The sequence below is a fragment of the Micromonospora sp. NBC_01405 genome, assembly GCF_045040155.1.
GTDB lineage: Bacteria > Actinomycetota > Actinomycetes > Mycobacteriales > Micromonosporaceae > Micromonospora.
Genome location: NZ_CP109532.1, coordinates 2,916,748 through 2,929,202 on the forward strand (window position 1 = coordinate 2,916,748; position 12,455 = coordinate 2,929,202).

The 12,455-nt window shown below is 74.2% G+C and carries 14 protein-coding genes; 7 read left to right on the forward strand and 7 right to left on the reverse strand.

Features of this window, described 5'->3' with window-relative positions; genetic code table 11:
* Positions 1 to 137 precede the first annotated feature (137 nt).
* The 3 genes from OG559_RS12185 to OG559_RS12195 all read left to right on the forward strand — a co-directional run bounded on the left by OG559_RS12185 (position 138) and on the right by OG559_RS12195 (position 2,284).
* On the forward strand, positions 138 to 779 hold the full coding sequence (locus tag OG559_RS12185; RefSeq protein ID WP_405115240.1) for a molybdenum cofactor guanylyltransferase: 642 nt from the start codon (positions 138 to 140) through the stop codon (positions 777 to 779).
* Positions 776 to 1,030: a DUF6457 domain-containing protein gene (locus OG559_RS12190; RefSeq protein WP_350880136.1), complete on the forward strand. Its 255-nt coding sequence runs from the start codon at positions 776 to 778 to the stop codon at positions 1,028 to 1,030. The genes OG559_RS12185 and OG559_RS12190 overlap by 4 nt, the downstream gene beginning before the upstream one ends.
* A gap of 150 nt (positions 1,031 to 1,180) precedes the next feature.
* Positions 1,181 to 2,284, forward strand: coding sequence for a T3SS (YopN, CesT) and YbjN peptide-binding chaperone 1 (locus OG559_RS12195; RefSeq protein ID WP_405115242.1), 1,104 nt, complete (start codon positions 1,181 to 1,183; stop codon positions 2,282 to 2,284).
* Positions 2,285 to 2,380: 96 nt separating this feature from the next.
* Here OG559_RS12195 and OG559_RS12200 read toward each other — a convergent pair whose 3' ends face one another.
* Positions 2,381 to 4,279, reverse strand: a complete 1,899-nt coding sequence (locus tag OG559_RS12200; protein ID WP_405115244.1) for a beta-propeller domain-containing protein — start codon at positions 4,277 to 4,279, stop codon at positions 2,381 to 2,383.
* 76 nt (positions 4,280 to 4,355) lie between these two features.
* Positions 4,356 to 4,811, reverse strand: coding sequence for an Lrp/AsnC family transcriptional regulator (locus OG559_RS12205; protein ID WP_387022487.1), 456 nt, complete (start codon positions 4,809 to 4,811; stop codon positions 4,356 to 4,358).
* A 59-nt stretch (positions 4,812 to 4,870) separates the two neighbouring features.
* Here OG559_RS12205 and ddaH point away from each other — a divergent pair, with 59 nt between their 5' ends.
* A complete protein-coding gene (gene ddaH, locus OG559_RS12210) occupies positions 4,871 to 5,704 on the forward strand; it encodes a dimethylargininase (protein ID WP_405115246.1) in 834 nt (277 codons plus the stop codon).
* Between the two features lie 141 nt (positions 5,705 to 5,845).
* On the opposite strand, the gene OG559_RS12215 is transcribed toward ddaH, so the two are convergent.
* Both OG559_RS12215 and OG559_RS12220 read right to left on the reverse strand, forming a co-directional pair.
* Complete coding sequence (locus tag OG559_RS12215) at positions 5,846 to 7,048, reverse strand: ABC transporter substrate-binding protein (protein WP_405115248.1); 1,203 nt, start codon at positions 7,046 to 7,048, stop codon at positions 5,846 to 5,848.
* 78 nt (positions 7,049 to 7,126) lie between these two features.
* The gene (locus OG559_RS12220) at positions 7,127 to 7,924 is read right to left on the reverse strand and encodes an alpha/beta hydrolase family protein (protein WP_405115250.1); all 798 of its coding nucleotides are present in this window, start codon (positions 7,922 to 7,924) and stop codon (positions 7,127 to 7,129) included.
* Positions 7,925 to 7,998: 74 nt separating this feature from the next.
* Here OG559_RS12220 and OG559_RS12225 point away from each other — a divergent pair, with 74 nt between their 5' ends.
* Positions 7,999 to 8,610, forward strand: coding sequence for a bacterial proteasome activator family protein (locus OG559_RS12225; RefSeq protein WP_405115251.1), 612 nt, complete (start codon positions 7,999 to 8,001; stop codon positions 8,608 to 8,610).
* A gap of 36 nt (positions 8,611 to 8,646) precedes the next feature.
* Here the strand turns inward: OG559_RS12225 and OG559_RS12230 are convergent, their stop codons facing one another.
* The 3 genes from OG559_RS12230 to OG559_RS12240 all read right to left on the reverse strand — a co-directional run bounded on the left by OG559_RS12230 (position 8,647) and on the right by OG559_RS12240 (position 11,281).
* Positions 8,647 to 9,459 (reverse strand): HAD family hydrolase, encoded by an 813-nt coding sequence (locus OG559_RS12230; RefSeq protein ID WP_405115253.1) that lies wholly within the window; start codon positions 9,457 to 9,459, stop codon positions 8,647 to 8,649.
* Positions 9,459 to 10,280: an HAD family hydrolase gene (locus OG559_RS12235; RefSeq protein WP_405115255.1), complete on the reverse strand. Its 822-nt coding sequence runs from the start codon at positions 10,278 to 10,280 to the stop codon at positions 9,459 to 9,461. The genes OG559_RS12230 and OG559_RS12235 overlap by 1 nt, the downstream gene beginning before the upstream one ends.
* A 239-nt stretch (positions 10,281 to 10,519) precedes the next feature.
* Positions 10,520 to 11,281, reverse strand: a complete 762-nt coding sequence (locus OG559_RS12240) for a hypothetical protein (protein WP_405115257.1) — start codon at positions 11,279 to 11,281, stop codon at positions 10,520 to 10,522.
* A gap of 149 nt (positions 11,282 to 11,430) precedes the next feature.
* Between OG559_RS12240 and OG559_RS12245 the strand changes: the two genes are divergently transcribed.
* Positions 11,431 to 11,862 (forward strand): OsmC family protein, encoded by a 432-nt coding sequence (locus OG559_RS12245; RefSeq protein WP_405115259.1) that lies wholly within the window; start codon positions 11,431 to 11,433, stop codon positions 11,860 to 11,862.
* A gap of 127 nt (positions 11,863 to 11,989) precedes the next feature.
* Complete coding sequence (locus OG559_RS12250) at positions 11,990 to 12,337, forward strand: metallopeptidase family protein (RefSeq protein WP_396672076.1); 348 nt, start codon at positions 11,990 to 11,992, stop codon at positions 12,335 to 12,337.
* Positions 12,338 to 12,455 lie beyond the last annotated feature (118 nt).

Here is a 12,455-nt window from a genome sequence, read left to right on the forward strand (position 1 = left end):
GAATTGCTGCCGACCGGCTCGGCCCAGGGGCGTCGCGAGGCTTCGGACGGAGCGTTCCTGAGTCGTCACTCTATGAAGGAATTAACAAGATTTACAGACCCGTCCGGACCGTCCGCTCCGCCCGGCCCGTCGACTCCGTGACATGCGTCCCCGGCGGGGGCAGGCGGTACGGTGACCGCGTGGCGGGCTGGGCGGCGATCGTGTTGGCGGGTGGATCGGCGCGCCGGATGGGGGGCGTGGACAAGCCCGCCCTGCCGGTCGGCGGCCGGCCGATGCGCGACCGGGTGCTGGACGCCGTGGCCGACGCCGACATCCGGGTCCTGGTCGGCCCGGCCGGCCCGGTGCCGCCGGGGGTCCGGCTGACCAGGGAGAGCCCGCCGGGCGGCGGCCCGGTCGCCGCCACGGCCGCCGGCATGTCCCTGCTGCCCGCCGATACGCCGACCGTCGCCCTGCTCGCCGCCGATCTGCCCCTGCTCACCCGGGCCGCGGTGCGGGTGCTGCGTGACCAGCTCGCCGACCCGACGGTGGACGGCGTGTGCCTCGTGGACCCCGACGGGCGGCGGCAGCCGCTGTGCGGGGTGTGGCGGGTCGCGCCGCTGCGGGCCGCCCTCGACCGGCTCGCCGCCGCCCGGGGCGGGACGCTCGACGGCGCGGCCGTGCGGGCGTTGCTCGCCGGCCTGACCGTGCGCGACCTGCCCTGGTCGGGGACGGGCCCGCCGCCCTGGTTCGACTGCGACACTGACGAGGACGTACGCCGGGCGGAGGAGTGGACGCGATGACGGTGATGGACGACTGGGTCACGGCGGCCTGCGCCGAGCTGGGCCTCGACCCGGACCAGGTGCCGGTGCCGGTCGTGCTCGACCTGGCGAGGGACGTCGCCCACCAGGTGCTGCGTCCGGGCGCGCCGGTCGGCGCGTACCTGCTCGGCCTGGCCGTGGGGCGCGGGGCCGACCCGGCCGCGACGGCCGGCCGGCTGAGCGCGCTCGCCGGCACCTGGCCGGTGGAGCTGGGCGACCAGCCTCCCGCCTGACCCCGCCCCGTTTTCCACCCGTCTCCGGTACGGGAACGGCCGGCAGCCGCCGCCTCCGGACGGGAGCCACGGGCCGGTGTCCGATCCTGGTCGGCCTGATTCGGCTCCGGGGCGTCCTGGGTAGGGTGACCGTGACGGACGGAGGCGATCATGACGGTAGGCCACCCCTCGGCACCGGACGGAGAACCGCCAGGCGGCACGCCCGAGCAGCACGAGTCGATTCTGCTCGATGAGCCGACCACGGCTGACCTGCGGGCGAAGGTGACCGAGGCCTGGCGCGAGTTCGCCCGGGCCCTGGCCGAACGGCTGCGCGAGCTGCCGGCCGGGACACACGTCGAGCTGACCCTCGACCCCACTGCCTCCGGCACCGGGAACGCCGTCTACTCGATCAGCGTGGACTTCACCGCCGATGGTCGGCTCTCGGCGCGGGCCGTCGGCAACGCGACCCTCCCGCAGGGCTACCGGCTGGACCGGTCCGCCGTCGCCGACATGGTCGCGCTCGGCTGGTCCCCGCCCGGGGTGGTCGCCGGCTCCGGCGAGCACTTCGGCCTGGAGGGCGACACCGCCGAGGCGACCCGGCTGGCCGCGCTGCTCTCCCGCACCCTGCGGGACGTCTACGGCGCGCCGCACCCGGCCTTCCTGGTCTACGTCGTGCACGACGTAGAGGGCGAGCCCGTGCCGGTGGAGCCGCTGGGCACCGCGCGCAGCGAGTTCGGCCCGGACCAGGACGTCGAGGCCGACCTGGACGAGGCGCTGGCCGCCGCGAGCGCCCAGGCCGCCGGGAGCGACGTGCTGGATCTGGCTGAGCGGGTGCGCACCGTCGTCTCCACCATGCTCAAGTCCAGCTCCGACCAGTTGCAGGTCGACTCGGACGGGGACATCAACATCCGGGCCGGGTCGGCGATGGTCTTCGTCCGGGTGCGCGACAACCCGCCCCTGGTCGACGTCCTCTCGCCGGTGCTCACCGAGGTCGAGCCGACCGAGCGGCTCTACGTCAAGCTCTCCGAGCTGACCAACCGGATGCCGATCGGGCGGCTCTACTGCGCGGACGACACGGTGTGGGCGTCCATCCCGGTCTTCGGCCGCGACTTCCAGGCCACCCACCTGATGCTCGCCGTGCAGGTGATGACCGGCCTCGCCGACGAGCTGGACGACCGGCTGCACGGCGAGTTCGGCGGGAAGCGCTTCTTCGGCGAGGCCGACAAGCCCGGCCGGCGGGACCAGGACGAGCACCGCACCGGCATGTACCTCTGACGGAGGGGCCGGCTACGGCTGCGCCACGATGACGTCAAGGGCGGGTGGGACCCGGGCGGCCCTGGTGCCGGGCCCCACCCGCCGGCAATGGGCGGCTCAGGTCGCCGGCAGCCAGGCCAGCGTGGTGCCGCCGGACGGGTCGCTGGCCCGCAGGCCGGCGTCGGAGACGGTCCAGAGGACGCCGCCGACCAGCAGAGACCGGGCGACGGGGGCCCGGCCCGGGTGGGCGACCGTGCCGGCCCGCGTGACGGTCCCACCGGTGGCCCTCAGCAGCAGTAGCGAGCCGTCGTGGACCGGGAGCGCCACCAGGCCGGTCCGGGGGTCGAAGAGGAAGGCGTGCGGGTCGAACTCCGCCGTCGAGCCGGCCCTCGGCAGGTGGTACTGGGCCAGCCGGGTGGGCCGGGCCGGGTCAGCCACGTCGAACAGGGAGACCTGGAGGCCCTGCGCCCGCCCGTCGGCGTCGGCCTCCTGGCCCACCCCGATCAGCCGCCCCTCGCCGGCCGGGTGCAGGTACGCCGAGTACCCGGTGATCTTCAGCTCGCCGGTGACCCGGGGCGCCGCCGGGTCGGTCAGGTCGAGCGAGTAGAGCGGGTCGGTGCGTCGGAAGGTCACCACGTACCCGGTCGGGCCGAGGTAGCGCACCGAGTGGATCTGCTCGCCCCGGCCGAGCCCGCTGACCGTCCCGGTGCGGGCCAGGGTGCCGTCCCGGCGGGTCAGCACGTACACGGCGGACTCGGTCGCCGGCCGGGCCCTGCGCCCGCGCTCGTCACCGCTGGTGGTGGCCACCCGCAGGTGACCCTGCCACTCCGACAGGGCGTACTGGTTGATCAGGGTGCCCGGCACCGCGCCGCTGGCCAGGTAGCGGGGCCGGCCCGGGGCGCCGGTGTCGAACTGGTGGATCACGGTGGTCGCGTCGCCCGAGGACCCGGGCCGACCGCGCGGCCGGAGTTGGCCCGGCCGCTGCTGCTGGCCGGCGAGGTAGAGGCTCCCGGCGGTGCCGTAGACGGTGTCCGCGTCGCCGGCCACGCTGACCGGGTCCCCGTCGCCGAGCCGGCCCGTGGCCAGGTCGAAGCTGAGCACGGTGAGCACGGCGGTGCCGGTGCTGTCGGCCGTCGCGCTCAGCCGGTCGCAGCCGACCCGGCCGGTATCGCCGCGGCCACCCTCGTTCCGGTCGTACGTCGGCAGCCAGGCGTCCAGGCCGGCGCGGGCGATCAGCGCCCGGTTCGCCGCCAGCCGCTGCGCGTCGGTGGCGTCCTCGCCCAGTTCGGGGAAGACCAGCCGGGGCTGCGAGCGGACCACCACCCGGGCCGTCGGGCCGGTGAGCCGCGCGTCGAGCAGGCTCCCGTCGATCCGGTACGTCCCGGCCAGCGTGGGCCGCCCGGCCAGGTCCACCAGGAGCAGCCGGGGCCCGGCCGGCACGGCTGCCGGCCGCCGGCCGCCCGACGGCTCGATGCGGCGGACCGTCGCCGACCGCCCGAGGACCAGCGCCCGGTCCCCGTGCAGCAGCAGGCTGTCCGGCGACCACCCGGAACGGCCGTCGTCGCCGGTCAGGTCGAGCTGCCCGGTGGCCCGCCGGGTCGCCGCGTCCACCACCCGCAGCACGCCGCCGGTGACCGTGACGATCCGCCGGCCGTCGGTCTTCACCAGGTCCGGCTCGTCGGCGCCGGGCTCGTGGTTGTTGGTGCCGGAGTGTTCCGCCGCCGCACCGGCCGCTCGCGCGCCGTCCACCGACTTGGGCTCCATCGCCGGCTCGGCGAGCACGTCCGGCATCATGCCGGTGCGCCAGCCGGGCTGAAGGCCCCACGGCCCGACCGAGGCGGAGGCCGCGGCGCGCAGCCGGGTCAGCGCCTCGGCGCAGGTGTCGAAGGAGACCAGCCGGAGCGGGCCCGTCGGCGGCGGTTCCGGCTCGTGGCGTGGGAGGGCGGCGGCACTCCCGGCCAGCAGGGTGAGCGCGACGATCGTGCCGGCCGCTGCGGTGAGCTGTCCCCGTGTCATGCCCGCTTCGACGCCGCGTGCCCGGCTCCGGTTCCCGGTCCCGACGCGGCGGTCCCGACGCCGGCTCGCGGGCCGCTCACGCGGAGGGGCCGACGCCGGGGGACTCGACCAGGCGGGACAGCACGATGGTGCTCCGGGTCGAGGTGACGAAGGACTCGGCGCGCAGCCGTTCCAGGGCATCCTCCAGGTGGGCGATGTCCGCGGCGCGCAGGTGCACCAGCGCGTCCGCCTCCCCGGAGACGGTGTACGCGCCGACCACCTCGGGGTGCCGGCGGACGGCCACGCCGATCTGGGCGGGAGTGGTCCGTCCGGCGCAGAACAGCTCGACGAACGCCTCCGTCGTCCAGCCGACGGCGGCCGGGTCGACGACGGCCGTGAACCCCCGGATGACCCCGGTGGCGCGCATCCGGTCGACCCGGCGCTTGACGGCGGGGGCGGAGAGTGACACCCGGGTGCCGATGTCGGCGTACGACGCGCGCGCGTCTGCCACGAGTAGCGCAATGATTCGCTGGTCTACGGCGTCTATCTGCAACGTTTCGCCTTCGGGAAGCAATGGTTGTGGCTGTTACCAAAGTTGTACGGTACCTACCCTTGGTCCCCGTGAACCAGCAGCGAGTCTCGCGAAAGCGGACATACCTCATGTGCTCGCCGGAGCACTTCGCCGTCGAGTACGCGATCAACCCGTGGATGGACGTCACCACTCCCGTCGACGCGGAGCTGGCGGTCAAGCAGTGGGACCGTCTGCGGGCCACCCTGGTCGGCCTCGGTCACGAGGTCCACCTGCTCACTCCCGAGCCGGGGCTGCCCGACATGGTGTTCGCCGCCAACGGCGCGTTCATGGTCGACAGGACGGTGTACGGCGCCCGGTACAAGCACGAGCAGCGGGCCGCCGAGGCTGCCCTGCACCGGGCGTTCTACGAGGCCCAGGGGTGGCGGTTCATCGCACCGGGCGAGACCAACGAGGGCGAGGGCGACTTCGTGTACCTGCCGGAGGCGCACGGGGGCCTGATCCTCGCCGGCCACGGCTTCCGTACCGAGTTGCCCGCGCACGCCGAGGCGCAGGAGGCGCTCGGCCGACCGGTGGTGTCGCTGCACCTGGTCGACCCGCGCTTCTACCACCTCGACGTGGCGCTGGCCTCGATCGACGACGGGAACATCGCCTACTACCCGGGCGCCTTCTCGGCGGCCAGCCAGCAGGTCCTCGCCCAACTCTTCCCGGACGCGGTGCTCGCCGACGACGCCGACGCCCTGGCCTTCGGGCTGAACCTGGTCAGCGACGGCGCGAACGTCGTGCTCAACGCGGCCGCGACCCGGCTCGCCGGCAGGCTCAAGGCCGCCGGATACACGCCGGTGCCGGTCGAGCTGTCCGAGCTGAAGAAGGGTGGCGGCAGCGTCAAGTGCTGCGTCGCCGAACTGCGCCACTGACCAACGACGACGCTCGACAGCCGCACCACCGCACGGCCGGCCGCCCGGGCGCGCCGACGGACGATGGGCCGGTCTCACCTGGGGGAGACCGGCCCATCACACGTCCGCTGCCGCTCGACACCTGCCGGCGTCGCGGCCCGCTCAGCCGAGCGTGGCCAACTCGTTGATCAGCACGTTGGACAGCAGCCGGCCGTCCCGCTGGACCTTGCGCAGGTACCACTTCTGCTGCGGGGTACGCGGCTGGTTGAACTGCCACGCCCCGCGCGGGCTGTCGATCTGGCCGATCTTGCCCATCGCCAGGTTGACCTGCTGCGAGGTCGGGTCCGTCCCGGCCAGCCGGATCGCCTTGTCCAGCACCTGAGCCGCGTCGTACGACGCCATGGCGTAGGTGGTGGGCGACGTGCCGTGGGTCTTGCGGTACGCCGAGGCGAAGGTGCGGTTCGCGGTGTTGTTGAGGTCGGCGGAGTAGTTCAGCGCGGTCACGATGTTGCGCGCCTCCACCTCCTGCACCTCGCTGAGCACCGTGCCCTCGGTCAGGAAGCCGGTGGCGTAGATCGGGCCGGTGTACCGCTCCCGGTGCAACTGCTTGATGAACTGCACCGCGGCCGGCCCGGCGAAGTGGCAGAAGATCGCGTCCGGCTTCCGGCTCAGCGCTTTGCGGATGTCGGCGGCGTAGGTGGTGCTCCCCGGGGTGGTGGTGGGGTTGGCCCAGATCACCGGGTCGGAGATCCTGGGGTCCGCCGCCCCGGCCGAGCTGAACTGGGCCTGGAGGCCCTGGATCACGTCCCGGGAGCCCAGGTTGTCCGGCGCGATGATGGAGATCCGGCTGCCGGCGGGAAGCCGCTGCGCCATGTACGGGCCGAGCGCCCGGCCCGGCTCGTCCAACACGTACGAGGTACGCCAGATGTAGACGACGCTCTGCAGGCTCTTGGGGGAGGCGTTGGAGCCGACCAGCGGGACCCGGGCTTTCTCCACCATGTCCCGGATGCCCACCATGACCGCCGAGTTCACCACCCCGGTCAGCGCCAGCGCGCCTTGCTTGAGCAGGTTGTCCACCGCCGCCTTGCCGGTGTTGGCGTTGTCGCCCTCGTCGGCGGTCAGCAGGGTCACCGGATGGCCGCCGAGCTGCTGGTCATGCAAGGTGAGGTAGAGCTGGAAGCCGTTGAGGACCTCGTCGCCGATGGCCTTGTAGCCGCCGGACTGCGGTGCGATGAGGCCGATCTTGACAGGGGCGCCGGTGGGGGCCGAGCCGTCCTCGTCCTCCGCGGCGCAGGCGGCGGTGAGGCCGGTGGTACCGAGAGCGGCCAACAGTTGGAGCGCCCGCCTACGGTTCATCTGGGACACCGAGTTCCTTCCGGGAGCTGAGCAGGGCCGATACCGCCCCCTCGGCGTTCTACCCCCTCCGCGACGCTGCGTCAATGATCAGTGATCAACCTGCAAGGAACGCAGCGCACGGGCCACTTCCGGCCAGGCGGACGACTCCGGATCGATGATCCCGAAATGCTCGCATTCGGGAAGCTCGATCAAGCGAATCCGGCTCCCCGCCTTCCGTGCGGCGGCGACGTAGGAGCGGCTCAGCGCCACCGGCACCTGCTGGTCCAGGACGCCGTGCACGACTACGGTCGGTGTCGACAGCGGTACCCGAGCCGCCGGGTCCGCGTCCGCGTACCGCTCGGGGTGCTCCGCCGGGCCGCCGCCGAGCAGCGCCGCCACCGCGCCCGAGTCCAGGTCCAGCCGGTACGCCTCGGCGAGGTCGGCCACCGGCGCCAGCGCCAGCACCCCGGCCACCGTGTCCGGGGCGGACGCGGCGGCGTACAGCGCGAGGTGGCCGCCGGCCGAGTGGCCGACCAGCAGCGGCGGACCGGGGCGCAGCCGATCGCCCAGCACCGGCCCGGCCAGCCCCGGCAGCGCCGCCACCCCGGCCAGCACGTCGGTCAGGGTGCCCGGCCAGCCACCCCCCGGCTGTCCGGTCCGCCGATACTCCAACTGGGCCACGGGGTGACCGAGCCCGGCCAGGGCCGCCGCCAGCGGGCCGATGTGGGCCCGGTCGTACTCCGCCCGCCAGAAGCCGCCGTGCACCACCACGACCAGCGGCCGGGGCGGGCCGTTCCCCGCAGGTCGGCGCAGGTCGGCGACCTGGTCCGGATGCCTGCCGTAGGCGACGGTGGCGTCCGGGACGGGGGCGGGGCGGTCGAGCACGGCACGGGGGTCGGCGGGCATGCCGGCGACGGTAGCGCGGAAACCCACGGCCGGGATCGGTCCCGCCGAGCCAGCCGCCCGTCGGCTGGGCGAAGATGGGAGGCATGACCGAAGCGCACTTCGCTGGACAGCACGACGAGCCGGATCACGAGGGCGTCGGGGACGCCGGCACGGTGGTGGTGGTCGGCCCGGACGGCCGGCCGGTCGGCACCGTGCAGACCGACGGGGCCGCCGGGGAGGACCCGACGCGCCTGGTGGAGCAGCCGGCCAAGGTGATGCGGATCGGCAGCATGATCAAGCAGTTGCTGGAGGAGGTCAAGTCCGCCCCCCTCGACGACGCGAGCCGGCACCGGATGCGGGAGATCCACGAGCGCTCGATCGTCGAGTTGAAGGAGGGCCTGGCCCCCGAGCTCCGCGAGGAGCTGGAGCGGATCTCGCTGCCCTTCGCCGAGGACAAGGCGCCCAGCGAGGGCGAGCTGCGAATCGCCCACGCCCAGCTCGTCGGCTGGCTGGAGGGGCTGTTCCACGGCATCCAGGCGGCCCTGGTGGCCCAGCAGATGGCCGCCCGGGTGCAGCTGGAGCAGATGCGCTCCGGCCGGCAGGCGCTGCCCAGCGGCCCGGCCGGACTGGTGCCGGGCATGCCCGGCATGCCCGGCGTGGGCCAGCCGCAGGGCGGCGAGGGGCACAGCACCGGCCAGTACCTCTGACCGTCGCGCGCCGGGCCGTCCGCGGCCCGGCGCGGCTCACCCCACCCCGAAGACCTTCTCCAGGTACGCGGCCACGCCGTCCTCCGAGTTCGCCGAGGTGACCTCGTCGGCGATCTCCAGGACGGCGGGGTGCGCGTTGGCGACCGCCACCCCCCGACCCGCCCAGGCCAGCATCGGCACGTCGTTGGGCATGTCGCCGAAGGCCAGCACGTCCCGCTGTTCGATGCCCGCCCGGGCGCAGTACCAGGCCAGGCCGGCGGCCTTGGTCACCCCGGCCGCTGATATCTCCACCAGCCCCGAGTACGACGAGTGGGTCGCCTCGGCCAGCCCGCGCAGCGCCCCGGCGACCACCTGGACGAACAGGTCCGGATCCTGCTCCCCGGCCCGGGCCAGCAGCTTCACCGCCGGCACCGAATGCAGCTCCTCGGGCGAGGTGATCGCCCGGATCGCCTCGGCGTCGGCGTCCCAGCGCAGCGGGTAGTCCGCCTCGTGCCGCATCTCCCGGCTGTCGACGATCTCCACGGCGAAGCTCACCCCGGGCACCTCGGCGCGCAGCCGGCGGGCCACCTCGGCGAGCAGCTCCGGGGCGAGCGGGTCGGCCCGCAGCACCTCGTCGGTCACCGGGTCGTACACCACGGCGCCGTTGGCGCAGATCGCCGGCAGCGGCTCGGCGAGCTGCTCGTACACCAGGGAGAGCCAGCGGAGCGGGCGGCCGGTGACCAGCACGACCGGGGTGCCCCGCGCGGACATCCGGTCCAGCGCGTCCCGGGTGCGTGGGCTGATCGTGCGGTCGTCGCCGAGCAGCGTGCCGTCGATGTCGGTGGCGACCAGCCGAGGTGTCTCTCCCATCACCGGGAGAGTAGTCGGTCCAGGTAGACCGCGACGCCGTCGTCGTCGTTGCGCAGGGTCACCTCGTCGGAGGCGGCCCGGACCGCCGGATGGGCGTTGGAGACGGCCACCCGGCCCCACCCGGCCCACGCGAACATCGGCAGGTCGTTGGGCATGTCGCCGAAGACCAGCACCTCGGCCGGGTCCACCCCGAGCCGCTGCGCCACCACGGTCAGCCCGGACGCCTTGTCGACCCCGGGCGCGCAGATCTCGATGAAGCCGAGCCCGGCCTGGGTCAACGAGGCGACCTCTGCTGGGATGATCCGGCGGGCGGTCTCCAACAGCGTGTCCACGTGGTGTTCGGCGGTCCGGGCGAACGCCTTGATCACGTCGCCGGAGAGGCACTCGTCGCGGGTCCGGGTCTCGAACCGGTCCGGGTACGGCCAGCTCGGGTGGTAGTCGCCCCAGAGCGGGGCGTCGTGCTCGTCGGACGCCTCGACCATGACGGTGAGCGGGCCGACCGCGGTCTCCAGGTCGGCGACCAGCCGGGCCAGCACCTCGCCGGAGAGCCGCTCGTCGCGCAGCACCAGCGGGCCGGCCGGATCGCTCTGGTCGACCACCCGGCCCCCGCCGGCCATCACCAGGAAGTCGGCGGCACGGATGTCGTTGCGGGTCAGCTCGGTCAGCCGTGGCCCCCGACCGGTCGCACAGACCACGGGGATGCCGGCGGCCCGCACCCGGTCGAGCACCTCGTGCGTGTACGCGGAGACCGTCTCGTCGCTACGGACCAGAGTCCCGTCGAGGTCGGTGGCGACCAGCTTGGGTAGTCCCGGGCGGGTCATCGTTCCTCCTTCGCCCGCCGCCGTCGCGCCGGCCCGTTCGTTCGGTCGTCGGTGCCTCGACCGGGAGTGACGGCGGGCAGCAACCGTACCTCGCCGCGCAGGTCGCAGCGGGGCTTCCCGGCGAAGCGGCCTGGCACCCCGGTGGACGCCCACCCGGTGTCCCGCCCGCCGTCCGGCGGGTGCCGGGCGTGGCCGGTGGGGGCGTGCGGGTCACCGGACTTCGGCGGCCGGGGCGGTTGTCAGGCGGGCGGTTCGGGGCGGGCGAACGGCAGCGTGGTTTCGACGGTGAGGTCCGCCGGCGCGGCCGGCAGGTCGGCGTCGCGGCCCGACCGGGGCGTGCCGCCCCGCCGGCCCCAGCGGCCCGGCTCCGGCTCGGGCTCCGGGTCGGCCCCGTCGACCGGGGCGCTCTCCCGGCCGGGCGGGCCGGGGGCCGGCACCCGACCGGTGAGGTACAGCGCCGCGGCCAGCAGCGCACAGGCCGCGAAGGCCATCACCAGGCCCCGGCCGTACTCGACCCGGAATCCGTCCTCGGCCGAGTAGAAGAAGGTGCGCTGGCCGGAGTCGTCGAGCGAGACCGCCGTGGCGACCAGGACGCCGAGCAGGGCCGCCGCCAGGGCGAGGCCGGCCACCCGCGCGTTGTGCCGCACGGCGGGTGTGCCCCGCAGGGCCAGGGCCACCGCTGCGGCCAGCGCGAAGAGCCCCATCAGGTAGCCCGTCCCGAACCCGCCGATGTCAGACACTCCGCCCGGCACCCGCAACATGGTGTTGCCCTCGGGGCCACCGTTCGGCACGGTCAGCACCATCCACTCGCCGACCAGGGAGGCGAAGGCCGCCGCCACGCCGAGACCGGCCGGCAGCAGGGGCAGCCGCCGGTCCCGCCCCAGCCCCGCCAGCGGCCGACCGGCCCGTCGAGGAGGCGTGGGTTCGGGCCCGCCCCACTCCACGACGGCGGTGCCGTCGGACCGGGTGTCCTGCCGAGGGATGGGGAGATTCTGGGACATCGGCCACCTCTCTCTCCACCGCTCGCGGGCCTGAGCCGAATCATGACACAGCCGACACCGCGCGGCCGGGAACCGGGGCCGCCCCGGGGACCGGACCCGATCGGACGCAGTCGCTCGCCCACCGCCCGGCTTTCGGTTAGCGTCGGTGCATGCCTATCCGTACCGCATCCGCACGCTGGCAGGGCGATCTCACCGAGGGTTCCGGCACGGTCCGCACCGGCAAGGGCGGGCTCCAGGGGAACTACTCCTTCAAGTCGCGCTTCGAGGAGGGCGAGGGGACCAACCCCGAGGAGCTGATCGGGGCCGCCCACGCCGCCTGCTTCTCGATGGCGTTCTCCAAGCAGCTCGCCGACGCCGGCGTCACCGGCACCTGGGTGGAGACCGCCGCCAAGGTGCACTTCGACAAGACCGACGCGGGGATGACCGTCACCCGGATCGACCTGGAGACGGTCGGCCAGGCGCCGGGCCTCGACGAGGTCCAGTTCACCAAGCTGGCCGAGACGGCCAAGGAGAACTGCCCCATCTCGCGCCTGCTCTCCCCGGGCGCCCAGATCAGCCTCACCGCCAGCCTCACCTCCTGATCCCTCCGGCGCACCGCGCCCGCCCGTCGCGGAGGTCCCCGTCCGATCAGGATGGGGGCCTCGGCGTCCCGGGCCGGACCTTGGGCTCGGCGGGGCGTGGCGGCTCGGAGAGAATGGGGGCGTGGCGGTGGAGATGAGTCGGGAACGCTTCGAGGAGTTGGTCGGCGACGCCCTCGACGAGGTGCCCGAGGAACTGCTCGGGTTGATGAGCAACGTGGTGATCCTGGTCGAGGACGACCCGCCCCCGGGCGACGATGACCTGCTCGGCCTCTACGAGGGGCACGCGCTCACCGACCGGGGCTGGGACTACTCCGGGGTCCTGCCGGACCGGATCCTCATCTACCGCCGCCCCATCCTGCGGATCTGCGACACCGAGGAGGACGTCGTCGACGAGGTGGCGGTGACCGTGGTGCACGAGATCGCCCACCACTTCGGCATCGACGACGACCGGCTGCACGACCTCGGCTGGGGCTGAGATCCACCCCGGTGCCGCCCCACCGGCGAGCGTCACCGGGCCGGCCCGGCGGTCCCGCTCGGTCGATCCCCGCCGGTTGCGCTTGTCACCTACCCTCCGAGCAGAACACCCCGACTCA

Coding starts and splice junctions, on each gene's coding strand:
- OG559_RS12240 (WP_405115257.1), bottom strand. CDS start 11,281: ATGTCCCAGAATCTCCCCATCCCTCGGCAGGACACCCGGTCCGACGGC.
- OG559_RS12235 (WP_405115255.1), bottom strand. CDS start 10,280: ATGACCCGCCCGGGACTACCCAAGCTGGTCGCCACCGACCTCGACGGG.
- OG559_RS12190 (WP_350880136.1), top strand. CDS start 776: ATGACGGTGATGGACGACTGGGTCACGGCGGCCTGCGCCGAGCTGGGC.
- OG559_RS12245 (WP_405115259.1), top strand. CDS start 11,431: ATGCCTATCCGTACCGCATCCGCACGCTGGCAGGGCGATCTCACCGAG.
- OG559_RS12220 (WP_405115250.1), bottom strand. CDS start 7,924: ATGCCCGCCGACCCCCGTGCCGTGCTCGACCGCCCCGCCCCCGTCCCG.
- OG559_RS12200 (WP_405115244.1), bottom strand. CDS start 4,279: ATGACACGGGGACAGCTCACCGCAGCGGCCGGCACGATCGTCGCGCTC.
- OG559_RS12230 (WP_405115253.1), bottom strand. CDS start 9,459: ATGGGAGAGACACCTCGGCTGGTCGCCACCGACATCGACGGCACGCTG.
- OG559_RS12225 (WP_405115251.1), top strand. CDS start 7,999: ATGGGAGGCATGACCGAAGCGCACTTCGCTGGACAGCACGACGAGCCG.
- OG559_RS12195 (WP_405115242.1), top strand. CDS start 1,181: ATGACGGTAGGCCACCCCTCGGCACCGGACGGAGAACCGCCAGGCGGC.